Annotated in this window: 22 protein-coding genes and 1 tRNA gene; 14 read left to right on the top strand and 9 right to left on the bottom strand. The window is 71.0% G+C overall.

Going from position 1 to position 23,471, the window contains the following annotated elements; genetic code table 11:
- Window positions 1-88 precede the first annotated feature (88 nt).
- Window positions 89-733, top strand: coding sequence for a hypothetical protein (locus tag ABD073_RS10980; protein ID WP_343874566.1), 645 nt, complete (start codon window positions 89-91; stop codon window positions 731-733).
- A gap of 15 nt (window positions 734-748) precedes the next feature.
- On the opposite strand, the gene ABD073_RS10975 is transcribed toward ABD073_RS10980, so the two are convergent.
- The gene (locus tag ABD073_RS10975) at window positions 749-1,747 is read right to left on the bottom strand and encodes a hypothetical protein (protein ID WP_343874564.1); all 999 of its coding nucleotides are present in this window, start codon (window positions 1,745-1,747) and stop codon (window positions 749-751) included.
- A gap of 215 nt (window positions 1,748-1,962) precedes the next feature.
- Between ABD073_RS10975 and ABD073_RS10970 the strand changes: the two genes are divergently transcribed.
- Entirely contained in the window at window positions 1,963-2,610 is a 648-nt protein-coding gene (locus tag ABD073_RS10970) for a winged helix-turn-helix transcriptional regulator (protein WP_343874562.1), read from the top strand.
- 13 nt (window positions 2,611-2,623) lie between these two features.
- On the opposite strand, the gene dtd is transcribed toward ABD073_RS10970, so the two are convergent.
- Window positions 2,624-3,073 carry a D-aminoacyl-tRNA deacylase gene (gene dtd / locus ABD073_RS10965; protein WP_343874559.1) on the bottom strand — a complete coding sequence of 150 codons (450 nt, stop codon included), beginning with the start codon at window positions 3,071-3,073 and terminating at the stop codon, window positions 2,624-2,626.
- Between the two features lie 176 nt (window positions 3,074-3,249).
- Here dtd and ABD073_RS10960 point away from each other — a divergent pair, with 176 nt between their 5' ends.
- From ABD073_RS10960 to ygfZ, 3 genes are read left to right on the top strand one after another with little or no spacing between them, the layout of a single operon-like run.
- On the top strand, window positions 3,250-3,378 hold the full coding sequence (locus ABD073_RS10960) for a hypothetical protein (protein ID WP_343874556.1): 129 nt from the start codon (window positions 3,250-3,252) through the stop codon (window positions 3,376-3,378).
- Window positions 3,378-3,881: a heme-binding beta-barrel domain-containing protein gene (locus tag ABD073_RS10955; RefSeq protein ID WP_343874553.1), complete on the top strand. Its 504-nt coding sequence runs from the start codon at window positions 3,378-3,380 to the stop codon at window positions 3,879-3,881. The genes ABD073_RS10960 and ABD073_RS10955 overlap by 1 nt, the downstream gene beginning before the upstream one ends.
- Window positions 3,878-4,816: a CAF17-like 4Fe-4S cluster assembly/insertion protein YgfZ gene (gene ygfZ, locus ABD073_RS10950; protein WP_343874551.1), complete on the top strand. Its 939-nt coding sequence runs from the start codon at window positions 3,878-3,880 to the stop codon at window positions 4,814-4,816. The genes ABD073_RS10955 and ygfZ overlap by 4 nt, the downstream gene beginning before the upstream one ends.
- 127 nt (window positions 4,817-4,943) lie before the next feature.
- On the opposite strand, the gene ABD073_RS10945 is transcribed toward ygfZ, so the two are convergent.
- The 3 genes from ABD073_RS10945 to ABD073_RS10935 form a co-directional block, all read right to left on the bottom strand.
- The gene (locus ABD073_RS10945; protein WP_343874549.1) at window positions 4,944-5,966 is read right to left on the bottom strand and encodes a L,D-transpeptidase family protein; all 1,023 of its coding nucleotides are present in this window, start codon (window positions 5,964-5,966) and stop codon (window positions 4,944-4,946) included.
- Window positions 5,967-6,201: 235 nt separating this feature from the next.
- On the bottom strand, window positions 6,202-8,085 hold the full coding sequence (gene typA / locus ABD073_RS10940) for a translational GTPase TypA (protein ID WP_343874547.1): 1,884 nt from the start codon (window positions 8,083-8,085) through the stop codon (window positions 6,202-6,204).
- 227 nt (window positions 8,086-8,312) lie between these two features.
- A complete protein-coding gene (locus ABD073_RS10935) occupies window positions 8,313-9,812 on the bottom strand; it encodes an amino acid permease (protein WP_343874544.1) in 1,500 nt (499 codons plus the stop codon).
- A gap of 150 nt (window positions 9,813-9,962) precedes the next feature.
- On the opposite strand from ABD073_RS10935, the gene ABD073_RS10930 reads away from it, so the two are divergent.
- The 6 genes from ABD073_RS10930 to larB all read left to right on the top strand — a co-directional run bounded on the left by ABD073_RS10930 (window position 9,963) and on the right by larB (window position 15,756).
- A complete protein-coding gene (locus tag ABD073_RS10930) occupies window positions 9,963-10,448 on the top strand; it encodes a DUF3151 domain-containing protein (RefSeq protein WP_343874542.1) in 486 nt (161 codons plus the stop codon).
- Window positions 10,445-11,176, top strand: coding sequence for an exodeoxyribonuclease III (locus tag ABD073_RS10925; protein ID WP_343874540.1), 732 nt, complete (start codon window positions 10,445-10,447; stop codon window positions 11,174-11,176). Before ABD073_RS10930 ends, ABD073_RS10925 begins: the two co-directional genes overlap by 4 nt.
- 158 nt (window positions 11,177-11,334) lie before the next feature.
- Window positions 11,335-12,618 (top strand): adenylosuccinate synthase, encoded by a 1,284-nt coding sequence (locus ABD073_RS10920; protein ID WP_343874537.1) that lies wholly within the window; start codon window positions 11,335-11,337, stop codon window positions 12,616-12,618.
- Window positions 12,615-14,210, top strand: coding sequence for a nickel pincer cofactor biosynthesis protein LarC (larC, locus tag ABD073_RS10915; protein WP_343874535.1), 1,596 nt, complete (start codon window positions 12,615-12,617; stop codon window positions 14,208-14,210). The genes ABD073_RS10920 and larC overlap by 4 nt, the downstream gene beginning before the upstream one ends.
- Window positions 14,210-15,076 carry an ATP-dependent sacrificial sulfur transferase LarE gene (larE, locus tag ABD073_RS10910; RefSeq protein ID WP_343874532.1) on the top strand — a complete coding sequence of 289 codons (867 nt, stop codon included), beginning with the start codon at window positions 14,210-14,212 and terminating at the stop codon, window positions 15,074-15,076. Before larC ends, larE begins: the two co-directional genes overlap by 1 nt.
- Window positions 15,073-15,756: a nickel pincer cofactor biosynthesis protein LarB gene (gene larB, locus ABD073_RS10905; RefSeq protein WP_343874529.1), complete on the top strand. Its 684-nt coding sequence runs from the start codon at window positions 15,073-15,075 to the stop codon at window positions 15,754-15,756. The genes larE and larB overlap by 4 nt, the downstream gene beginning before the upstream one ends.
- Window positions 15,757-15,828: 72 nt before the next feature.
- Here larB and ABD073_RS10900 read toward each other — a convergent pair whose 3' ends face one another.
- The 3 genes from ABD073_RS10900 to ABD073_RS10890 form a co-directional block, all read right to left on the bottom strand.
- Window positions 15,829-16,662, bottom strand: coding sequence for a hypothetical protein (locus tag ABD073_RS10900; RefSeq protein ID WP_343874526.1), 834 nt, complete (start codon window positions 16,660-16,662; stop codon window positions 15,829-15,831).
- A 338-nt stretch (window positions 16,663-17,000) separates the two neighbouring features.
- A complete protein-coding gene (locus ABD073_RS10895; protein ID WP_343874523.1) occupies window positions 17,001-19,190 on the bottom strand; it encodes an NADP-dependent isocitrate dehydrogenase in 2,190 nt (729 codons plus the stop codon).
- A gap of 119 nt (window positions 19,191-19,309) precedes the next feature.
- Window positions 19,310-19,945 (bottom strand): TetR/AcrR family transcriptional regulator, encoded by a 636-nt coding sequence (locus ABD073_RS10890; RefSeq protein WP_343874591.1) that lies wholly within the window; start codon window positions 19,943-19,945, stop codon window positions 19,310-19,312.
- Between the two features lie 211 nt (window positions 19,946-20,156).
- On the opposite strand from ABD073_RS10890, the gene ABD073_RS10885 reads away from it, so the two are divergent.
- The 3 genes from ABD073_RS10885 to ABD073_RS10875 all read left to right on the top strand — a co-directional run bounded on the left by ABD073_RS10885 (window position 20,157) and on the right by ABD073_RS10875 (window position 22,755).
- Window positions 20,157-20,235 (top strand) — tRNA-Gln (locus ABD073_RS10885).
- 31 nt (window positions 20,236-20,266) lie between these two features.
- Complete coding sequence (glmU, locus tag ABD073_RS10880) at window positions 20,267-21,778, top strand: bifunctional UDP-N-acetylglucosamine diphosphorylase/glucosamine-1-phosphate N-acetyltransferase GlmU (RefSeq protein WP_343874520.1); 1,512 nt, start codon at window positions 20,267-20,269, stop codon at window positions 21,776-21,778.
- Entirely contained in the window at window positions 21,775-22,755 is a 981-nt protein-coding gene (locus ABD073_RS10875) for a ribose-phosphate diphosphokinase (protein WP_343874518.1), read from the top strand. Before glmU ends, ABD073_RS10875 begins: the two co-directional genes overlap by 4 nt.
- 105 nt (window positions 22,756-22,860) lie before the next feature.
- On the opposite strand, the gene ABD073_RS10870 is transcribed toward ABD073_RS10875, so the two are convergent.
- Window positions 22,861-23,421 (bottom strand): dihydrofolate reductase family protein, encoded by a 561-nt coding sequence (locus ABD073_RS10870; protein ID WP_343874516.1) that lies wholly within the window; start codon window positions 23,419-23,421, stop codon window positions 22,861-22,863.
- Window positions 23,422-23,471 lie beyond the last annotated feature (50 nt).

Genomic DNA, 23,471 nt, shown 5'->3' with positions numbered 1-23,471 from the left:
CTACCAAGCATCACCGGCGATGGCGCACGCGCTCCGGGCGGGCGGACCGGGCATGGAGAGTGTCGGTGGCGCGCGATAGCCTCTGGGCATGGACGAGCGACCGGCGGGTGCCCTGGAGGTGCGCCTCGACGCCCTGCAGCAGCCCGCCGTGGCGGCGCGGACCGCGGTGCTGCTGCGCCAGCTCCGGCTCGCGCTGCTGGCCGCGGTGGCCGGCATCGCCTGCCACCTGCTGGGCTCCCACCTGCTGCTGCGCTTCGCCGACACCTCAGGCCTGTGGCCGATGGTGGCCAACATCTCCTGTGTGCTCGCCGGCCTGGCGGCGGTGCTGCAGTACGCCGTCTGGTCGCAGGCCCAGGCCGAGTGGACCGGGCGCAAGGACGTGGCGCTGGCCGGTCTGCTGGCCCCCTCGCGGCTGGCCCGCTGGGTGGCGCTGCTGTGCGCCGTGGTGGCGCCGGTGGCGGTGCTCCAGGTGGTGCGGGACACCTCCCCGCAGGAGGTCTCCCACTGGCTCTTCGCCGCCGGCGCGGTGTGCACCATCCTGGCCGTCGGCTTCGGAGGCATGCACCCGCTCGATCCGGCCGGTCCGCCCGGGGTGCTGCCGCGACGGGTCCGTCGGGGCCCCCAGGTGGTCTCCGAGAGCCCGGACCCGGAGGCGGACACCCTGGTGCTGCGTCGCGAGGAGCTGGGCGGCGCCTCGGTGCGGCCCGCGCCCGAGGGCGGCGAGCAGGCCTGAGCCGCAGCCGCCCGGTCAGCCCTTGCGGGTGAGGAAGTGCACCTCGGTGATCACCACGGCGTCGCGGGTGGCACCGCTGTCCCCGGGATCGGTGGAGGTGGTCACCTGCATCTGCATCCCGCCGTCGGCGCTGGTGGCCGGGATGCGGATCTCCTGCAGCTCGGGATTGTTGTCCGCCAGGTTCTGCAGGAAGTAGGCATTGTCCAGCTTCGGGAAGCTCCAGGTGACCGTCCTGAGCCGCCGGTACTGCGGGTAGAGATCCATCCCGCCCGCGGTCTTGGTGTAGCCATTGGTCATCCGCACCCCCACCACGGTGGTGCCCTTGGGGAAGGCGAAGCTGAGCGTCTGGCTCACACCGGACCCGTCGCAGCGCCAGCCGGTGGCGAGCTTGCCGTCCAGCACCCGTTCCGCGGAGCTGGGCACGGGCTGGCCGTCGACGCCGGTCTGCGTGGGGGCGGTGCAGGAGGCGGTCACCGAGGTGGGACGCACGGCCTGCACCGCACCGGTCCAGGGCACCAGCCGGGCCGGGGTGGAGGCCACCGCCGGGGTGGGTGTGGTGACCACGTCGGGGGAGCTGACCTGGTGGCGACGCTCCGACCAGACCTGGCCCAGCACGACCCCGGCACCCAGCATCAGCGCCAGCAGCGCCGTGGTGGCCAGCACGCCACGGCCCCGTCCCCTGGGTCGGCGCTCGTCGAGCACGTCGGCGGCGGGGCTGACGCCCACCGAGTGGGAGCGGCGCGGCGCCGCGGTGGCACCGCCCTCGGGCGTGGGTCCCGCGGCCGGGGGCTCGGCCGTCGCCGCGGGGCGGGGCGCCTGCTGTCGCGGGGCGCGCTGCGCCCCCGGCACCTTGTGGGCCGGGCGGTCCACCGGCTTGAACTGGTCGGTCCAGCGGCCCGGTTCGGTGTCCAGATCCGCCTGGCGGGCCCGGTGCGCGGCGTCGTCGACCGGCTCCGGGGAACCCGACGGTGAGGGACCCGGGCGGAACCAGTCGTCTGGGAAGTCGCCGCTCATGATGCTGGGAGTCTAACCACCGGCACCGCCGAAAGCGCCCTGCCCGGGCCTCGGAACCCGATGGGCCCCACGGCCGGCCCGGGTGCTCCCGCCCGGCCGGTGCCCGCGGACAGGGGGCCGGCAGGTGTCCGGCCCGCGACCCGTCGGCGCGGCAGCGGCCCCGCCGTGAGAACATCGTGCCGGGCACCGTCCGGGCCCGGCGGAGGGAGGTGGGCATGGCACGCGTGGCCGTCGTGGTGGCTTCGGATACGCCCGAGCTGCCGGCCTGCTTCGACCTGCTCACCCATGTCCTGCAGACGCTGTCCCCGGGGCAGGCCGAGAGCGGTGGCATCGAGGCCGACCTGGTGCTGGTGGACGCCCGCCGAGAACTCGCCCGGGCCCGTGACCTGTGCCTGCGGCTGCAGGCCGCCGACGAGCCGGTGCCGGTGATGCTGCTGGTGGAGGCCAGTTCGCTGCCGCTGATCGCACCGGAGTGGGGAGCCGCGGACTTCGTCCTGGACAGCGCCCAGCCGGCCGAGATCGACGCCCGGATCCGCCTGCTCACCGCGGAGCGCAGCTCCTCCGCCGTGGTCACCTGCGGCCCGGTGAGCATCGACGAGCAGGCCTACTCCGTGACCGTGGGCGGTCACCCGCTGGAGCTCACCTACACCGAGTTCGAGCTGCTCAAGTACCTGGTGCTGCACCCGGGGCGGGTGCTGACCCGTGAGCACCTGCTGAGCGAGGTCTGGGGCTACGACTACTACGGCGGCACCCGTACCGTCGACGTCCACATCCGGCGGCTGCGCGCCAAGCTGGGAGCCGAGTACGACGGCCACATCGGCACGGTGCGCAATGTGGGCTACCGCTTCGTCGCCCAGCGCTGAGCCTCTCCCGCGATCAGCCGCGGGGTGCGAAGAGCTCCGCGGAGTCCAGCACCAGGGTGACCGGGCCGTCGTTGACCAGCGACACCTGCATGTCCGCGCCGAAGATGCCGGTCTCCACGTGCGCTCCCAGGCCGCGCAGCGCCCCGACGAAGGCCTCGACCAGCGGCTCGCTCACGGGGCCGGGCGCGGCGGCGCTCCAGGACGGACGCCGCCCCTTGCGGGCGCTGGCGTAGAGGGTGAACTGGCTGACCACCAGCAGCGGGGCGCCGACCTCACCGGCCGAGCGCTCCTGGTCCAGGATCCGCAGCCCCCACAGCTTCTCCGCCATGCGCTGCACCACCGTCAGGTCGTCGTCGTGGGTGATGCCCACCAGCACCACGAGTCCCGGCGAGGGCAGTCTCCCGACGACCTCGTCGTCGACGCTCACCTGGCCCGACAGCGCCCGTTGCACCACACATCGCATGCTGGCGAGCCTATGCCACGACGCGCTGACCCCGGTGTGCCTGGTCTGGGCACAGGCGCTGCAGGGGTCGGTCACCGCGGGCTTCACCAGCGGTGGCGTCGGGATGTCCGGCATGTGAGGCCCCGGACGCCCTGCGTCGGGAAGAAATGCCCAGGAGCGGTCGTTAGACTCTGCGGGTGGCCAACATCTCCCTCGTCGTCCTGGTGATCGCGTGCGTCCTGATCGCGCTCGCGTGCCTGGCAGCCCTGGCCGCCCTGCTGCTGCCCACCGGATGGCGACTGCGACGCAACCAGAAGGAGTCCTGATGGCCTTCGAGATCCCGCAAGACCTGAACCCCCAGCTCTTCCCGCTGGCCTGGATGATCGGCCGCTGGCGCGGCAACGGTCACGGCACCTGGCCCGGCCACGGGGACTTCGAGTACGGCCAGCAGATCGACTTCGAGACCAATGGCGGGCCCTACCTGCACTACATCTGCCAGACCTACAAGGTGGACGCCCAAGGCACCCCCACCGAGCCGATCAGCATGGAGACCGGCTTCTGGCGGCCGCTGGAGGACAAGAAGACCCTCGAGGTGGTGCTCACCGCCCCCGAGGGCTGGAGCGAGGTCTGGGCCGGCACCATCGACGGCGCCAAGATCGAGCTGGTCACCGACGCCGTGATGCGTACCACCACCGCCGACGTGGAGTACACCGGCGGCCAGCGGCTCTACGGCCAGGTGGAGGGCGACCTGTTGTGGACCTTCGACCGGGCCACCACCAACCACCAGCTGCAGCCCTACCTGTGGGCGCGCCTGCAGCGCGTCGCGTGAGCGCCGTCCTGGTCAGCTCCGGGCCCGACGAGGGCCTGGCCTGGCACCACGGAGACCCGATGCGCGAGCAGCGCACCATGACCTCTGGTGGGGGATGGCTCGGCCTGTCCAACCGCCAGGTGCTGCAGGTGAGCGGACCGGACCGGCTGGCCTACCTGCACTCGCTGACCAGCCAGCACCTGGAGCGGCTCGCCGACCAGGAGTCCACCACCGCCCTGCTGCTCTCGCCCACCGGCCACGTGGAGCACGTGCTCCACGGCGTCGCCGTGGGGGAGGACTTCTGGGCCTGGACCGAGCCCGGCCGTGGCGCCGAGCTGGTGGCCTTCCTGGAGCGGATGCGTTTCATGATGCGCGTCGAGGTGACGCTGCGCCAGGACCTTGAGGTGGTCTGGACCGGCCGTGACGTTCCCGCTCATCCCGAGGCGGTGGCGGTGCGCCGCAGCGAGGTGGCCGACGGCCTGGAGCAGTTCCTGCCCCGTGGCAGCGAGTCCGCCGCCGAGCCGGTGGGCACCTGGGCCCACGAGGCGCTGCGCATCGCCCAGGGCGTCCCGCGGATCGGCCTGGACACCGACCACCGCACCATCCCCAACGAGATCGGGCTGCTGGGAACCCACCTGGACAAGGGCTGCTACCGCGGCCAGGAGACCGTCGCCCGGGTGCACACCCTGGGGCGCCCACCGCGCCGACTGGTGCAGCTGCACCTGGACGGCTCGATGGAGTCGCTGCCCGATCACGGCAGCCCCGTCGAGCTGGACGGCCGCGAGGTCGGCTTCGTCGGGTCCGCCGAGCGGCACCACGAGCTGGGCCCGATCGCCCTGGCCCTGGTGAAGCGCGCTGTGCCGCTGGAGGCCACCCTGCTGGCCGGCGGCATCAGCGCCTCGCAGGAGGCACTGGTGGATCCCGAGGTGGGTCTGCACGTGCGCCCCCGGCTCTGAGCCCCTCACCGGGCCGGGGCCCTGGCCCCGTCCCACAGCAGGGCCACCACAGGGCTGTCCCGAGAACATGCGAAGGGCCCCGCTGCCCTGCAGCGGGGCCCTTCGTGGTGGCCGGGGTGATGACAGGTCAGTAGACGACGACCTTGTCACCGACACGGGTCCGGTTGTAGAGCCAGCGCGCCTCGGACATGGAGTTCATGTTGACGCAGCCGTGGCTGCCCGAGCCGGAATGGCCGATCCGGGCGAACTCGGCGGAGTAGTGCACGGCCTGGCCACCCGAGAAGAACTGGGTGTAGGGCATGTTGACGTGGTACAGCGTCGAGTACCAGTTCGGGTGCTTCAGGTAGATCTTGTAGCTGCCCGAGCGGGTCGGCAGGCTCGGGCGGCCGGTGCGCACGCTCCAGCTGCGCTGGATCGAACCGTTCACCACCCAGTACATCCGCTGGGTGCGCTTGTGCACGCAGATGGTGCGGCCGGTCAGGCAGCGGGAGTCCAGCGCGACCGCAGCCGGGCGCGGCTTGGCAGGGCGGGCCTTGTACTTGGCGATCAGCAGGTTGTGGGTGCTCAGGTTGACCACGCCGGTCTGGGCCAGGCCGTAGCGCTTCTGGAAGGCCTTGACGGCGGCGGTGGTCTGCGGGCCGTAGACGCCGATGATCGAGCTGGCGGGCAGGTAGCCCAGACCGCTGAGACGGCCCTGGATCTGCTTCACGGTGGCGTTCTTGTCGCCGGGCTTGGCGACGACCTTGTTGGCGCTCTGCTGCGCCTTCTTCGCGGCGGCCTGCTTGGCGGCTGCGCGGGCGGCGGCGGCCTTGCGGTCGGCGGTGCGCTTGGCATCGGACTTGGTGCGCAGGGTGCGGTAGGTGGTGGTGTCGACCACGCCGGTGACGGGCAGGCGGTAGGCCTTCTGGAAGGACTTCACCGCAGAGGCGGTGACGGGGCCGAAGTCGCCGTCGACGTTCTTGGTGTAGTAGCCCAGGTAGCGCAGGTCGTTCTGGATGTTCTTGACGACGGTGCCCTTGCTGCCGCTCTTGGCGACGATGGTGGCCGCGGGCATCGGGGCGGCCTCGGCGCCGCCGACGAATCCCGGAGCCAGCGCCATGGTGCTGGCGACGGCGGCGGCGACCAGGCCGCGGGTGAACTTGGTGGTCATGGCTTGTCCTTCGTCGTGAGGTTGTTGTCACCCTCAATACGTCGGTGGGAGGGCTTTGGTTGCATCCTGTCGCCAGATTTCTGGCGACCAGTCCCCGGGCGCGTCGAGAGTTCGGCACCATCCTTGCATCCCGCGGTTCCCGGCGGCTCCTCCGGTCCCGGTTCTCGGCGCCCGGACGAACAGAACCGCTGGTCACGCCCGAAGGCATGACCAGCGGCTCAGCTGACGGTCAGGTTCAGTTCTTCTGCGAGGCCAGGGCGGCGGCCTTGGCGCGGGAGCGCACCTTGGCGCGGTCGTTCTGGCTCAGCTGCACCTTGCGGATCCGCACGTCCTTCGGGGTGACCTCCAGGCACTCGTCCTCGGCGCAGTACTCCAGCGACTCCTCCAGGCTCATCCGACGCGGGGGGATCAGCCGCTCCAGCTCGTCGCCGGTGGCGGAGCGCACATTGGTGAGGTGCTTCTCCTTGGTGGGGTTGACGTCCATCTCGTCGGGGCGGGAGTTCTCGCCCACCACCATGCCCTCGTAGACGTCCTCGCCGGGGCCGACGAACAGGGTGCCGCGCTCCTGCAGGTTGAACAGGGTGTAGGAGGTGGTGACGCCCATCCGGTCGGCCACCAGGGAGCCGGTGGGGCGGTTGCGCATCTCGCCGGCCCAGGGGAAGTAGCCCTCGAAGACGTGGTTCATGATGCCGGTGCCGCGGGTCTCGGTGAGGAATTCGGTGCGGAAGCCGATCAGGCCACGCGCCGGGAGGACGAACTCCAGGCGCACCCAGCCGGTGCCGTGGTTGACCATCTGCTCCATGCGGGCCTTGCGCACGCCCATCATCTGGCTGACGGCACCCACGAACTCCTCGGGGCAGTCGACGGTGAGGCGCTCGAAGGGCTCGTGGCGCTTGCCGTCGATGTCGCGGGTGACCACCTCGGGCTTGCCGATGGTCAGCTCGAAGCCCTCCCGACGCATCATCTCCACCAGCACGGCCAGCTGCAGCTCGCCGCGGCCCTGCACCTCCCAGGTGTCGGGGCGGTCGGTGTTGTTGACGGTGATCGAGACGTTGCCGATCAGTTCCTGGTCCAGGCGGGCCTTCACCAGGCGGGCAGTGAGCTGCTTGCCCACGCGGCCCGCCAGTGGGGAGGTGTTGATGCCGATGGTCATCGAGATGCTCGGCTCGTCGACGTGGATCAGCGGCAGCGGCTGGGGATCGGTCGGGTCCGCGATGGTCTCACCGATGGTGATCTCCGGGATGCCGGCGATGGCGATGATGTCGCCGGGGCCGGCGGTGTCCACCGGCTTGCGCTCCAGGGCGTCGGTCATCAGCAGCTCGGACAGCTTCACCGTCTGGGTGCTGCCGTCGCGACGGATCCAGGCCACCTGCTGGCCACGGTTGATCTCACCCTCGACGATGCGGCACAGCGCCAGACGGCCCAGGTAGGGGGAGGAGTCCAGGTTGGTGACCAGGGCCTGCAGCGGGGCGCCCTCGGTGTAGGTGGGGGCCGGGATGGTCTTCTCGATGGTCTCGAAGAGCGGCTGCAGGTCCTCGGAGTCGGGCATCTCGCCGTCGGCGGGCTGGGTCAGCGAGGCGCGCCCGGCCTTGGCGGAGGCGAAGACCACCGGGAAGTCGAGCTGGTGGGCGCTGGCGTCGTCCACCAGGTCCATGAACAGCTCGTAGGTCTCGTCGATCACCTCGGTGATGCGGGCGTCGGGGCGGTCCACCTTGTTGATCACGACGATCAGCGGCAGGTTCTTGGCCAGCGCCTTGCGCAGCACGAAGCGGGTCTGGGGCAGCGGGCCCTCGGAGGAGTCGACCAGCAGGATGACGCCGTCGACCATCTCCAGGCCGCGCTCCACCTCGCCGCCGAAGTCGGCGTGGCCGGGGGTGTCGATGATGTTGATCAGCAGGTCCTGGCCGTCGTCCATGGTGTGCTTCACCGCGGTGTTCTTGGCGAGGATCGTGATGCCCTTCTCACGCTCCAGGTCCATCGAGTCCATCACACGGTTGTTGACGTCGGAGCCTTCGCGGAAGGCGCCGGACTGCCACAGCATCGCGTCGACGAGAGTCGTCTTGCCGTGGTCGACGTGGGCCACGATGGCGACATTGCGCAGGTCATTGCGGATGGGCATGCAGAAATCTCCGAACTTCAGTGTGGATTACCACTTGATCGTACCCGCCGGAGGATGGTCGCCCGACCGTTGCGGGTTTGCGGAGTGCCTTGTGGGACCGCGGTCCTCAGCGCGCGCACAGGCCCCGACGCACCCGGTCCCCCGCACCGGGAGGGCGCGGGGGACCGGTGGAGCTGGCCGCGGGGTGCTCCCCGGGACCGTCCCGCGCGAGCTGCGGGGCCGTCTGCTCAGTGGTTCTCGGTGAGCGCCACCTCGAGCTCGTGGGGCAGCTGCTTGCCGGTGCGCACCCGCGACTTGCGGTAGCCGTAGGCGAAGTAGACCACCAGGCCGATGGCCAGCCAGATGACGAAGCGTGCCCAGGTCTCGATGGCCAGGTTCAGCATCAGGTAGCTGCAGATGATGGCCGACAGGATCGGGACCACCGGCGAGAAGGGCACCCGGAAGGGGCGGTGCAGGTCCGGGTGGGTGCGGCGCATGATCGGGATGCCGATGCTCACCAGCACGAAGGCGCTCAGCGTGCCGATGTTGACCATCTCCTCCAGGTTGCCCACCGGGGTGAAGCCCGCCATCAGTGCCACCACGACGGTGATGATCGCGGTGATCACCCACGGGGTGCGGTACTTCGGGTGCACCTTGGCCAGGCCCATCGGGAGCAGGTTGTCGCGGCTCATCGCGAAGAGCAGCCGGACGCAGCCGGTCATCATGGTGAGCACCACGGTGGTCAGACCCACCACGGCGCCGGTGGCGATCAGCGTCGCCATCCAGGTCTTGCCGTGGTAGCTGAAGGCCTCGGCCAGCGCGGCGGAGGGCTTGAGCTGGTCGTAGCGCACCATGCCCGTCACCACCACCGAGACGGCGCAGTAGAGCAGGGTGCAGATCACCAACGAGCCCAGGATGCCGCGGGGCAGGTCACGCTGCGGGTTCTTGGTCTCCTCCGCGGCGGTGGCCACCACGTCGAAGCCGATGTAGGCGAAGAAGACCAGGGCGGCGCCGGCGAAGATGCCGCCGACGCCGAAGGCGGTGGGCTGGAAGCCGAAGGCCCACTGGATCAGCGGCTGCTTCCAGAAGCCGGCGGTGCCCTCGATCGGCACGCTCGGCGGGATGTAGGGGTGGTAGTTGGCGGTGTTGATGAAGCCGATGCCGGCCACGATCACGAAGAGCACGATGGCCACCTTCACGGCCACCAGCACGGTCTCCACCCGCATCGACTCCTTGATGCCCACCAGCACCAGAACGCCCAGCACCAGCACCAGCAGCATGGCGGGGACGTCGACGGCACCGCCATAGGTGTAGTTGGCCGGCAGGGTGATGCCCATGTGGCCCAGCAGGACGCCGACATAGGCGCTCCAGCCCTGGGCGACGACGGCGGCGGCCAGGAAGAGCTCCAGGATCAGGTCCCAGCCGATGATCCAGGCGATGAACTCGCCCATCGAGGCATAGGAGAAGGTGTAGGCAGACCCCGAGACGGGCACGGCAGCCGCGAACTCGGCGTAGCACAGGGCGGCGAGGCCGCAGCAGATGGCGGCGACCACGAAGGAGATCACGACGGCGGGGCCGGCCACCTGGTTGGCGGCGCGTCCCGTCAGGGTGAAGATGCCGGCACCGACGATGACGCCGACACCGAAGACGGTGAGGTCGAGTGCGGTCAGCGACTTCTTGAGCTGGTACTCCGGCTCGTCGGTGTCCTTGAGCGACTGCTCGATCGATTTGGTCCTGAACAGGTCCATCGGGCCCATTCCTTTCACGTTGAGGTGGGCACATTCTTGGGCCGGGCGGTGCCCTGCTGCCGGCTGACCGACATGCGGACCGCCGACGGTCCTCGCGGCACGCCCGGGCGGCCACCGCCGGGGCTGCGGGTGCCCGCCTAGAGTGGGGCCATGGCTCCTGAGACCCACCCGAACCTAATGGCCGGCGGCACCGAGACGCTGCTGCCCGCCGATCCCGCCCTGGACCGCCTGCGCAGCGAGGGCATGGACCACTTCCTGGACGTGGTGCGCCAGAACCCCACCTCCAGCCTGTGCTGGGCGCTGCTGGCCGAGGGCTCGCTGAAGGAGGCCAGCCCGGAGGCCGACGTCGCCGCCTACGCCTATGCCCGCACCGGCTACCACCGAGGGCTGGACGCGCTGCGCCGCAACGGCTGGAAGGGCTCCGGCCCGGTGCCCTGGCGCCACGTGCCCAACCAGGGCTTCCTGCGCTGCCTGCACGCCCTGGCGGTGGCCGCCGAGCGGATCGGTGAGGACGCCGAGGCCGAGCGATGCGCGCAGTTCCTGCGTGACAGCTCGGAAGAGGCCCACCAGGTGCTGGTGGAGGGCTCTGGCATCGAGGCCGAGCCGGAGACGACGGGCGGGCTGCCGCAGCCGTGAGCCTGCGGCTGCTGGCGCTGAACCTGTCCAGCCCCACGCCCGAACGGGCCCGGCGCCAGCTGCTGCACCTGGCCGGCGAGCAGGCCGATGTGCTGGTGCTCTCGGAGCTCTCCGCCGGCAGCGGCTCGGTCGAGCTGCTGCAGGCGCTGCGCGGCTCGGGGCACCAGGTGGTCCTGCCCGGACTGGAGGGCCGCTCGCTGGGCGTCGCCGTGGTCTCGCGGGGGATTGACCTGGACCTGCTCCCGGAACCGGCCGACGCTCCGCTGCAGGGCCGCGTGGTCACGGTGCGGGCCGAGGGTCTGGTGCTGGCCGGCGTCTACGGCGCCGCCAGCGACCCGGTGCGCTACTCCAGCCAGGCCCAGCGGGCCCGCAAGCGTGACTGGCTGGCCTGGTTCTCCGACTGGATGCGGCAGGCCCCCGCAGACCTGGTGGTGGGGGACCTGAACATCGCCGACCCCCTGGTGGCCGACGGCCTGGCCTACGTGCTGGCCGAGGAGACCGCCTGCTACGCCGACCTGCTGCGCCAGGGATGGGTGGATGCCTACCGACTGCACCAGCTGGCGCAGCGGGAACCGAGCTGGGTGGACCATTCCGGCCTGGGGGCCCGCTACGACCATGCCCTGGTGAGCGACGAGCTGGTGGGGCGCGTCGCGGACTGCCGGCTGGAGCACGAGGTCCGCAGCGAGGGCCTCAGCGACCACAGCGCCCTGCTGCTGGAGCTTGACTGAGCAGGACCGCCCACGCCCCGGGCGCCGTCGGGGCCCCGCACGGTCGGTGCGTTAGGGTTGTGCAGCAAGAGCCCGCTTGCGACATCGCGAGGGGCTTCAACTGTGTCCGGCGCCGAGCACACCGCCGAGCCGGACCGAAGGTGATCTGGAGGGCTGCAATGCCTGGCATCGTGGTGATCGGTACCCAGTGGGGCGACGAGGGCAAGGGCAAGGCCGTCGACCAGCTCGGCGAACGCGTCGACTTCTGCGCCCGTTACTCCGGCGGCAACAATGCCGGTCACACCGTGGTGGTCAACGGCACCAAGACGGTGCTGCACCTGCTGCCCTCGGGCATCCTCAACGACAACACCACCTGCGTGCTGGGCAATGGCGTCGTGATCGACCTGGACGTGCTCTACACCGAGCTCGACGAGCTGGCCGAGCGCGGCACCGAGGTGCGCCACCCGCTGATCTCCTCCAATGCCCACGTGCTCACCAGCTACCACCAGACCATGGACAAGGTGACCGAGCGCTTTGCCGGCAAGCGCAAGATCGGCACCACCGGCCGCGGCATCGGCCCCGCCTACTCGGACAAGATCAACCGGATGGGCATCCGGATCCAGGACCTCTTCGACGAGCAGGCGCTGCGCGAGAAGGTGGAGGCCGCGCTGGTCCACAAGAACAACCAGCTGGTCAAGATGTACAACCGCCGCGAGATCGACGCCGACGAGGTGGTGGCCAACCTGCTCTCGCACCGCGAGCGCCTGGCCCCGCACGTGGTGGACGCCGCGCGCGTGCTCAACGACGCCCTGGACGAGGACAAGGTGGTGCTCTTCGAGGGCGCCCAGGCCCACCACCTGGACGTCGACCACGGCACCTACCCCTTCGTGACCTCCTCGAACCCGACGGCCGGTGGCGCCTGCACCGGCACCGGCGTCGGCCCCACCCGGATCGACCGGATCATCGGCATCGCCAAGGCCTACACCACCCGCGTGGGCGAGGGCCCCTTCCCGACCGAGCTCTTCGACGCCGACGGCGAGAAGCTGCGCGAGCAGGGCGGCGAGTTCGGCGCCACCACCGGCCGTCCGCGGCGCTGCGGCTGGTTCGACGCCCTCGTCGTGGAGCAGGCCGCCACCTACAACGGCTGCACCGACATCTTCCTGACCAAGCTGGACATCCTGTCCGGCTGGGAGCAGATCCCGGTCTGCGTGGCCTACGAGGTGGACGGGCGTCGCGTCGAGGTGCTGCCCACCGATGCCGGCGAGTTCGCCCGCGCCACCCCGGTCTACGAATTCCTGCCCGGCTGGAGCGAGGACATCTCCGGTGCCCGCAGCTTCTCCGACCTGCCCGCCAACTGCCAGGCCTATGTCAAGCGCCTGGAGGAGCTCGTGGGCTGCCGGATCAGCGGCATCGGCGTGGGTCCCGGCCGCGAGCAGACCGTCACCATCAACGACCTGCTGTGAGCCCCCAGCCCGCTCCCGAGCAGCCCGAGGGCCCGCTGCACGCCTGGCTCGACGTGACGGCCGGCGTGGCGGGCGACATGCTGCTGGGCGCCGTGCTCGACGCGGGCGCCCCGGTGGAGGAGATCCAGCGGGTGCTCGACGTGCTGGTGCCCGGCCAGGTGCGCCTGGAGAGCGAGCGCGTCGTCCGGGGCGGCCAGGCCGGAACCAAGGCCCGGGTGCGCGTCCTGGTGGACGACCCACCGCACCGCACCTGGGCCAGCATCCGCGCCATGCTGCAGCAGGCCGACCTGCCGCCGCGCACCCGTGAATGGGCGCTGCAGGCCTTCGGCCGGCTGGCCGAGGCGGAGGCCGCCACCCACGGCACCGATCCCGACGAGGTGCACTTCCACGAGGTGGGGGCGCTGGACTCGATCGCCGACGTGGTGGGCGCCTGCGAGGGCCTGCGCCTGCTGGGCGTCGAGCAGGTGAGTGCTTCGGCGCTGAGCCTGGGCGCCGGGCGGATCCACGCCGCCCACGGCGACATCCCGGTCCCGGTGCCGGCGGTGGCCCGCCTGGTGCTGGGCTGGCAGGTACTGGCCACCACCTTCCGGGCCGACGGGCCCGGGCACCGGCACGGACACGCCCATGGGCAGGGGCACTCGCATCCCCACGCCCAGGGGCACTCCCACGAGCACGACCACACCGAGGAGCACGACCACACCGAGGGGCACGACCACACCGAGGGGCACGACCACACCGAGGGGCACGACCACACCGAGGGGCACGACCACACCGAGGGGCACGACCACACCGAGGGGCACAGCCATCCCCATGACCACCCTCACCAGCACGAGCACGATGCCCATGGACACCACCACGGCGCTCCCGGCCACGACGAGCCCGCCCCGGTGACCACCCCCGGGCAGGTGGGCGAGCTCGCCACCCCCACCGGCGTCGCGCTGGTGCGGGCGCTGGCCACCCGCTGCGAGAACCTCCCGGCGATGACCGTCACCGGGCTGGGCATCGGCTGCGGCGGCAAGGACTTCGCCGACCACCCCAATGTGGTGCGGCTGCTGCTGGGGCGCACCGCACCGGCCGAGCCGGTCGACGAGCTCGGCAAGGGGTCCATCGACGAACTGGTGGAGCTGATGGCCAATGTCGACGACCTCGATCCACGCTTCTGGCCCGGCGTGATCGACGCGCTGCTGGCCGCCGGTGCCCGCGACGCCTGGCTGGTGCCGATCCAGATGAAGAAGGGCCGGCCCGGCTTCACCGTCCACGTCCTGTCGGGTGCCGCCGAGGTGGGCGCACTGGAGCAGCTGCTGCTGGAGCGCACCAGCACGCTGGGCTGTCGCCGGGTCCTGGTGGGCCGCACCACGGCGGAGCGCGGCTGGACCGGCGTCGACGTGCTGGGGGAGCGGGTGGCCGTCAAGGTGGGCCATCGCCAGGGGCGCGTCCTGCACGCCACCGCGGAGTACGAGAGCCTGGCCGATGCCGCCCGCACCCTCGGCCTGGCCGAGGCGGACCTCTCGCGACGGGTGGACGCCGCCGTCGTGGCTGCGGGCATCCTTCCCGGGGCCGACGTGACCGGGCTGCACCTGGAGGAGCGCTGATGGAGGGCGCATCGCTCGACCAACCGACGCGCGAGCAGGTGGCCCGGCTGCAGCAGCAGCTGCAGCAGCTCGACGGCCGCCTCGGCGTCGCCTATTCCGGCGGCGTCGACTCCGCCACCCTGACGGCGCTGGCGGTCGACGCGCTGGGCAGCGGGCGCGTGGTGGCCGTGATGGGCGTCTCCGCCTCGCTGGCGGCCTCCGAGCGCGAGCTGGCCCGCGCCACGGCCCGCCAGATCGGGGTGGAGCTGGTGGAGGTGGAGACCCACGAGCAGGACAACCCTGCCTATGCCGCCAACGGTGCCGACCGTTGCTTCCACTGCAAGGACGAGCTCTTCACCCGGATCGACGACGAGCTGGTGGCCCGGCTCGGCCTGGTGGCGGTGGCCTACGGGGAGAATGCCGACGACGCGCTGCGCCCCGACCGGCCCGGCTCCCGCGCCGCCACCGACCACCGGGTGCTGCGCCCGCTGGCCGACGTCGGCCTGACCAAGCACCAGGTCCGTGCGGTGGCCCGCGCCTTCGGCCTGCAGGTGGCCGACAAGCCGGCCGCCCCCTGTCTCGCCTCCCGCATCCCGCACGGGGAGCCGGTCACGCCCGAGAAGCTGCGCCAGGTGGACCAGGCGGAGACCGCCCTGCGCGCCGCCGGCTTCTCCGACGGCCGGGTGCGCCACCACGGCAGCATCGCCCGGCTCGAACTGCCCGTCGAGGAGTTCTGCCTGCTCACCGATCCCGAGCGGCGACGAGCCCTGCTGGCCGAGGTCCGAGCCGCCGGCTTCGCCCACGTCACCGTGGACCTGGCCGGGATCCAGTCCGGGGCCTTCACCCTCCAGGTGCTGAACCGCCGACCCGAGGGGGAAGGGGCATGACCGCCGACGACCCCCTGGAGGGCATCGCCGAGCTCGACCTGGACCGCGGCCGTCGACGCGGCGGCTACCCCGAGGCCGTCTTCTGCGAGGGCAAGAGCCCGGAGCAGGTGCTGGCCATCGCCCGACGCTATGCCGCGCGCGGCGAGCAGACCACCGAGCCGGTGCTCTTCACCCGCGCCGACGAGGCCCACGCCCGGGCCGTGCTGGAGGCGCTGCCCGAGGCCCTCCACGACGAGCAGGCCCGGCTGCTGGCCTGGCCGCCCGAGCCTCCTGCCGCCGTCGGCGAGCTGGTGGTGGTGGCCTGTGCCGGCACCTCCGACCTGCCCGTGGCCTGCGAGGCCTGGCTCACCGCCCGATACCTGGGCCGGGAGGCGGAGCTGGTGGTCGACATCGGGATCGCCGGCCTGCACCGCACCCTGGCGCGGCTCGACCTGCTGCGCAGCGCCGGATGCATCGTGGTGGCGGCCGGGATGGACGGCGCCCTGCCCGGACTGGTGGCGGGCCTGGTCGGCGCGCCGGTGATCGCGGTGCCCACCTCGGTGGGCTACGGCGCGGCCTTCAACGGGCTGGCGCCCCTGCTCACCATGCTCAATGCCTGCGCCCCGGGGGTGGCCGTCGTGAACATCGACAACGGCTACGGTGCCGGCCACCTGGCCGCCCAGATCACCGCGCCTCGCTGAGCCCGCACGACGACGGCCCCGGACCAGGTGGTCCGGGTCCGTCGTCGTGGATCGGGCCGAGGGGCCCCGCGCTCAGGGGCGTCCGCTGCGCTCGCGGCCACAGTTGTGGTGGCGCTCCTGGCAGCGACGGTCCTTGCTGGGCTTGGCCGTCGGCTGCTGGGTGGTGGGCCCGGCGGTGGGCTTCGAGGTGGTGGGGTCCGTCGTGGGCTTCGACGTGGTCGGAGCCTGCGTGGGCTTCGCGGTGGTCGGAGCCGCCGTCGGCTTCGAGGTCGTCGGACGCTGGGTCGGCCTGGCCGTCGTGGGGCGCTGGGTGGGCCTGGCGGTGGTGGGGCGCTGCGTCGGCTTCGACGTGGTCGGCGCCGCGGTCGGACGCTGGGTGGGCGCCGAGGTCCGGGCCGTGGTGGCGCGCGGCGCCGCGGTGGTGGGGACCGAGGTGGTGGGCACCACGGCGGGAAGGCTGGGCGCCGCAGCGGTGGCCGCCGGAGCAGCCGTGGTGGCCGCCGGGGCAGCGGTGGTCGCTGCCGGGGCCGACGACGGGGCCGCCTCGTCGGCGCTCTGGCTCGCGGTGGCGGTGGCGCTGGCCTGCGGAGCGCCGGGCTCGGTGGCGGGGCCGGCCGGCTGCTGGTCCGGGGCTGCCAGGGTGCGGTCCGCGCTGACGGTGGCCTGGCCCACGGGGCCGGCCGGGACGCCGCCGGAGCTGGCCGGGGCGGTGGCGGCAGGGTTGCCGGAGGGGGCCGAGGCGCGGCTGCTGGCGGTGCCGGTGCTGCCACCGACGGCGGGCCCGGTGACCACCGGGCTGTCGGCACGGTCGCTGGACGACTGGTGCACGGGCGCGACGACGTTCACGACAGTGGAGGTCGCGACGGCGGCGACGAACAGGAACGATCCTGTGCGGGCGAAGCTCATGGGTTCAACACCTCTCGGGCCCAGTGGGGGACGGCGGCAGTGGGGACCCGCCTCAGGCCTTTCGGAAATTCTATCGGAGCCTGAAGAGGGGCTGAAGGTGGGGTGAGTCCGTGGACCTCACCCGAGACCGCGTCGGCATCACCCGGTGCGGAGCTTTTCCTTGTGTACAAGGAGAAACGGACGCCAGCAGGCCGTATCTCAAGTTTGCAACTTTTCCGCCGGGAGCCCGGGGGAGGCCCTTGGCACGAGCAAATCGCTGCGGATGGCCCCCATCGGGTCGTCGCCGGGGACGGCACAGGGCCCCGGGGGATCCCCGGGGCCCTGCAGTCGTCACGCGATCAGGAGAGCGCGGCGATCGCCTCGTTGAAGGTGGTCGACGGACGCATCACCTGGCTGGTGAGCTCCTCGTCGGGGCGGTAGTAGCCGCCGATCTCCACCGGCTTGCCCTGCACGCCGAGCAGCTCCTCGCTGATCTTCTGCTCGTTCTCGGCCAGCTGCTGGGCGACACCCTGGAAGGCCTGCGCCAGCTCGGCGTCCTCGGTCTGCGCCGCCAGCTCCTGGGCCCAGTAGAGGGCCAGGTAGAAGTGCGAGCCGCGGTTGTCGATCTGGCCCACCTTGCGGGCCGGCGACTTGTTCTCGTTCAGCAGGGTCTCGGTGGCCTTGTCCAGTGCCTCGCCCAGCACGGCGGCGCGCCGGTTGTCGTCGAAGGCGGCCAGGTGGCGCAGGCTCTCGGCCAGCGCCATGAACTCGCCCAGCGAGTCCCAGCGCAGGTAGTTCTCCTCGACCAGCTGCTGCACGTGCTTGGGGGCGGAGCCGCCGGCGCCGGTCTCGAACAGGCCGCCACCGTTCATCAGCGGCACCACCGAGAGCATCTTGGCGCTGGTGCCCAGCTCCAGGATCGGGAACAGGTCGGTGTTGTAGTCACGCAGCACGTTGCCGGTGACGCTGATGGTGTCCTCGCCCTTGCGGATCCGCTCGATCGAGAAGGTGGTGGCCTCGATCGGGCTCATGATCCGGATGTCCAGGCCGTCGGTGGAGGAGACCACCTCCGGGTCGGCCAGGTAGCGCTTGACCAGCTCGATCAGGTTGCGGTCATGGGCGCGCTCCGGGTCCAGCCAGAAGACGGCCGGGGTGCTGGACAGGCGCGAGCGGTTCACGGCCAGCTTCACCCAGTCGCGGATCGGGGCGTCCTTGGTCTGGCAGGCGCGCCAGATGTCGCCGGGCTCGACGTCGTGCTCCATCAGCACCTCGCCGGCGGAGTTGACCACCTGGACCTTGCCGGCCTGGGAGATCTCGAAGGTCTTGTCGTGGGAGCCGTACTCCTCCGCCTTCTGGGCCATCAGGCCCACGTTCGGCACCGAGCCCATGGTGGTGGGGTCGTAGGCGCCGTTGGCGCGGCAGTCGTCGATCACGGCCTGGTAGACGCCGGCGTAGGAGGAGTCGGGGATCACCGCGAGGGTGTCCTGCTCCTGGCCCTCGGCATTCCACATGTGGCCAGCGGTGCGGATCATGGCCGGCATCGAGGCGTCGACGATCACGTCGCTGGGCACGTGCAGGTTGGTGATGCCCTTGTCGGAGTTGACCATGGCCAGCGCGGGGCCGGCGGCCAGCTCGTCGTCGAAGGACTTCTTGATCTCGGCGCCGTTGGGCAGCGCGTCGAGACCGGCGAAGATGCCACCCAGGCCGTTGTTGGCGCTCAGGCCGGCGGCCTCGAGGTCCTTGCCGTAGGTCTCGAAGGTCTTCGGGAAGAAGGCCTTGACCACGTGGCCGAAGATGATCGGGTCGCTGACCTTCATCATGGTGGCCTTGAGGTGGGTGGAGAAGAGCACGCCCTCGTCCTTGGCGCGCTGCACGGCCTGGGCCAGGAAGGCGTCCAGGGCCTTGGCGCGCATCACGGTGCCGTCGACGATCTCGCCGGCCAGCACGGGCAGCTTCTCCTTGAGCACGGTGGTGCTGCCGTCGGCGGCCACCAGCTGGATCGTGAGGGTGTCCTCGGCGGGGATCACCACGGACTGCTCGTTGTGGCGGAAGTCGTCGGCGTCCATGGTGGCGACATTGGTCTTGGAGTCGCTGCTCCAGGCGCCCATCGAGTGGGGGTGCTTGCGGGCATAGTTCTTGACGGCCTGGGGGGCGCGACGATCGGAGTTGCCCTCGCGCAGCACCGGGTTCACGGCGGAGCCCTTGACCGCGTCGTACTTGGCCTTGTCCTCGTCGGAGGCGGTGTCGTAGTCCGGGATGTCGACGCCCTGCGCCTGCAGCTCGGCGATGGCGGCCTTCAGCTGCGGCATCGAGGCCGAGATGTTGGGCAGCTTGATGATGTTGGCCTCGGGGGTCTTGGCCAGCTCGCCCAGCTCGGCCAGCGCGTCGTCCTGCTTGCCGAAGGCCGCGGCGATCCGGCCGGCCAGCGAGATGTCACGGGTCTCGACCTCGACGCCGGCGGTGCTCAGGTAGGCCTGGATGACCGGGAGCAGGGAGTAGGTGGCCAGCAGCGGGGCCTCGTCGGTGTGGGTGTAGATGATCTTCGCCATGGGCTCGGGCTTCCCCTCGAATCAGTGATTGGGCGGGAACTGGCAGCTTCGCCAGCCTTCGCTCGCCACCCTAGCGGACCGCCTCGCGCACCAGCAGGGGCCGTTCGGACGGAGCCAGCTCAGGGGCGACGACGGGACTTGCGGGCCTCGGGCATCGGCCGCACGGTCAGGGTGGGCTCGGGCACCAGGTTGGCCATGCCATTCCAGGCCAGGTTCACCAGGTGGGCGGCCACCACCTCCTTGGGCGGCTCCCGGGTGTCCAGCCAGCTCTGCCCGGCCAAGGCCACCAGGCCCACCAGCGCCTGGGCGTAGAGACCGGCATGGTCGGTGTTGAAGCCGTGGCGCTTCAAGGGGGCATCCAGCAGGTCCTCCACGCGGCTCACCACGTCGGACAGGATCGAGCCGAAGGAGCCCTGGGCGGCCACCACGGAGGAGTCGCGCGCCAGGATCCGGAAGCCGTCGGGATGCTCGTCGAGGTAGTCCATCAGGGCCAGCGCGCCGTACTCGATCAGCTCGCGGCTGGTTGCCCCCTGGGTGGTCAGCGCGGTGCGGATCATGCCGTGCAGCCGCATCACCTCGCGGTCCACGACGACGGCGTAGAGCCCCTCCTTGCCGCCGAAGTGCTCGTAGACCACCGGCTTGCTGACCTCGGCGCTGGCGGCGATCTCCTCCACGCTGGTGCCCTCGAAGCCCTTCTGGGCGAACAGGGTGCGCGCCACCGCGATGAGCTGCTCGCGGCGCTCCGCGCTGGTCATCCTGACGCGGCCCCGGCGGGCTCGGGGGGACTGGCGCTCCGACATGGGGTCATGCTTTCACACGTCCACCTCCGTTCGGGTGGAGCGGCGAGCAGCCCGGCCGCAGCCCGTCCCGACGCGGGCATCGAGGTGCGCCACCGGACGCGGGGTGCGTAAGATCGCAGTCGTCTGCCCCAGTGGCGGACTGTCGGTCCGGCCCGCCGGAAGACAATCCCCGGTTGGTCTGCCGGTAGGGCCCGCCTGACTTTGAATCAGGACAAGCGACGCAGGTTCGACTCCTGCCCGGGGAGCGGACAGTGCTGCGCGACCAGAAGGAGCCCCGTGAGCAGTCACGTGCAGGATTCGGACCAGACCCCGCAGGTTTCGGCCGTCGTCGTCCTCGCCGCAGGCGGTGGGACGCGGATGAAGTCGAACATCTCCAAGCTGCTGCACGAGGTGGCCGGCCACTCCATGCTGAGCTATGCGGTCAATGCCGCCGAGGAGGTGGAGCCCGAGCACCTCGTCGTGGTGGTGGGTCACAAGCGTGAGCAGGTGCTGCAGCACCTGTCCGAGATCGCCCCGAATGTCGTGACGGCGGTCCAGGAGGAGCAGAAGGGCACGGGCCACGCCGTCCAGTGCGGTCTGCAGGGCCTCGGCGAACTGCGCGGCGAGATCCTGGTCACCTACGGCGACGTGCCGATGCTGACCGGCCAGACCCTCGTCGAGCTGGTCCGGGAGCACCGCGCCCAGGACAACCACATCACCGTGCTGACGGCCAATGTCCCCGATCCCTTCGGCTATGGCCGCATCATCCGCGAGGGCGACCAGATCGCCCGGATCGTGGAGCAGAAGGATGCCACCGACCAGGAGGCCGCGGTCACCGAGATCAACTCGGGCATCTACATCTTCAACGCGGAGACCCTCTACGAGGGCCTCAAGCACCTCAAGACCGACAATGCGCAGGGCGAGCTGTACCTGACCGACGTCATCTCCACCGCCCGCGCCAACAGCGAGCGCGTCGGCGCCCACATGATCGACGACCTGTGGCAGACCGAGGGCGTCAACGACCGGGTGCAGCTGGCCCGGATGAATGCCGAGATGAACCGCCGCATCGTGGAGCAGTGGATGCGCAACGGCGTCACCGTGCAGGACCCGGCCAGCACCTGGATCCATGCCGGCGTGGACATCGCGCAGGACGTGACGATCCTGGCCAATACCCACCTGGAGGGCGCCACCAGCATCGCCACCGGCGCCGTGGTGGGCCCCGACACCACGCTCAGCGACGTCGAGGTGGGCGAGGGTGCCACCGTGATCCGCAGCCACGGCTCGCTCTCGGTGATCGGTGCCCATGCCACCGTCGGCCCGTTCAGCTTCCTGCGTCCCGGCACCGAGCTGGGCACCAAGGGCAAGATCGGCGCCTTCGTCGAGACCAAGAACGCCCAGATCGGCGACGGCTCCAAGGTGCCGCACCTCACCTACTGCGGCGATGCCCGCATCGGCGAGGGCGTCAACGTGGGCGCGGGCACGATCTTCGCCAACTACGACGGCACCAACAAGTCGGTCACCCACCTGGGCGACAACGTCTTCATCGGTTCCAACTCCGTCCTGGTGGCCCCGGTGGACATTGCCGCGGGCGCCTTCGTGGCCGCGGGTTCTGCCGTCACCGAGGACGTCCCCGCGGGCGGCCTGGCCGTCGCCCGCGGCCGTCAGCACGTCAGCCAGGGATGGGTCCCGAAGAAGCGCCCGTCCTCCGCCGCCGCAGCATCGGCCACCGCCGCCGATCCCGAGATCCACCCGGACGTGGCCGCGTCCCGGGCGAAGATGGCCGAACGCAAGCCGGAGGACTACAAGTGAGTGGTGTCAAGCGCCCCAACGACAAGCACCTGATGCTCTTCTCGGGGCGTGCCTACCCCGAGCTGGCGGAGGAGATCGCCGAGCTGACCGGTGTGGGGCTGGTGCCCACGCGCGCCCTGAACTACGCCAACTCCGAGACCTACGTCCGCTACGAGGAGTCGGTGCGCGGCGCCGACGCCTTCGTGATCCAGAGCCACTGCGCCCCGGTGAACGAGTGGATGATGGAGCAGCTGATCATGGTCGACGCGCTCAAGCGTGCCTCGGCCAAGCGGATCACCGTGGTGGCGCCCTTCTACCCCTACGCCCGCCAGGACAAGAAGCACCTGGGCCGCGAGCCCATCTCCGCGCGCCTGATGGCCGACCTGTACAAGGCCGCCGGCGCCGACCGGATCATGAGCGTGGACCTGCACGCCTCGCAGATCCAGGGCTTCTTCGACGGCCCGGTGGACCACCTGTGGGCCCTGCCCGTGCTGAGCGACTACGTGCTGGAGAAGTACGACACCTCCGAGATGGCCGTCGTCTCTCCCGACGCCGGCCGCGTGCGGCTGGCCGACATGTGGACTGACCGGCTGGGCTGCCCGCTGGCCATCATCCACAAGCGCCACGACACCAATGTCGCCAACCAGGTGAAGGTGCACGAGGTGGTCGGTGACGTGAAGGGCAAGGTCTGCCTGCTGGTGGACGACATGATCGACACCGCCGGCACCATCTGCCAGGCCGCCGACGCCCTGATGGAGCACGGCGCCAAGCAGGTCATCGCCGCCACCACCCACCCGGTGCTCTCCGGTCCGGCCAAGCAGCGCCTGGCCGACAGCGCCTTCGACGAGATCATCGTCACCAACACCCTGCCGCTGCCCGAGGGATGCCAGGACCTGGCCAAGCTGACCGTGCTCTCGATCGCCCCGCTGATCGCGAAGGCGATCCACGAGGTCTTCGAGGACGGCTCGGTGACCAGCCTGTTCGGCGGCAACGCCTGATCCAGCGCCACGCCTGATCCAGCGCCACGCCTGATCCAGCGCCGACGAGGCCCCGGTCCCCTCATGGGGGCCGGGGCCTCGTCGTGGATCGGCCGGTGCGCCGGTTCAGCCCTGGTGCGGGCCGTAGGTGGCCAGCAGGTTGCCCTTGCTGGTGCGCTGCACGTCCAGCAGCGCCAGGCGGGTGGGGGAGGCCTCGTCGAAGAGCCGACGCCCGGTGCCCGCGACGGCGGGGTGCACCACCAGGGTGAGCTCGTCCATCAGCCCGGCCATCACCAGCTGGCGCACCACGGAGAGCGATCCCTCGACGGCGATGTCGCCGCCCTCGGTCTGCTTCAGGGCGCTGATCGCCTCCACCAGGTCGCCCTCGATCAGCCGGGAGTTCTTCCAGGCCAGGTCCTCGGGGCGCAACGTGCGCGAGGCGACGTGCTTGGGGACGTGGTTGATGAAGTCGGCGAAGGAGACGTCCTCGCCCTCGGTGACGGTGGGCCAGTAGCCGGCCCACTCGGTGTAGCTGACGCGGCCCAGCACCGCGTCGTCGACCCGGTCGATGGCCTGGGTCATCCAGGCCCCCAGGTCGTCGTCGAAGGAGTCGTACTGGAACAGGTAGGGGTCGGCGGCCACGCCGTCGACGGAGGTGAACAGGCTGGCGACGAGCTTGCGGGTCATGGCATCTCCTGGGCACGGACGAAAGTGTGACGATTGTCACACGCGAGGCG

This window comes from Luteococcus peritonei (assembly GCF_039526385.1).
Classification (GTDB): Bacteria; Actinomycetota; Actinomycetes; order Propionibacteriales; family Propionibacteriaceae; genus Luteococcus; species Luteococcus peritonei.
The sequence above is the reverse complement of the archived record's forward strand: the minus strand, read 5'-3'. Positions and strand labels throughout refer to the sequence as shown.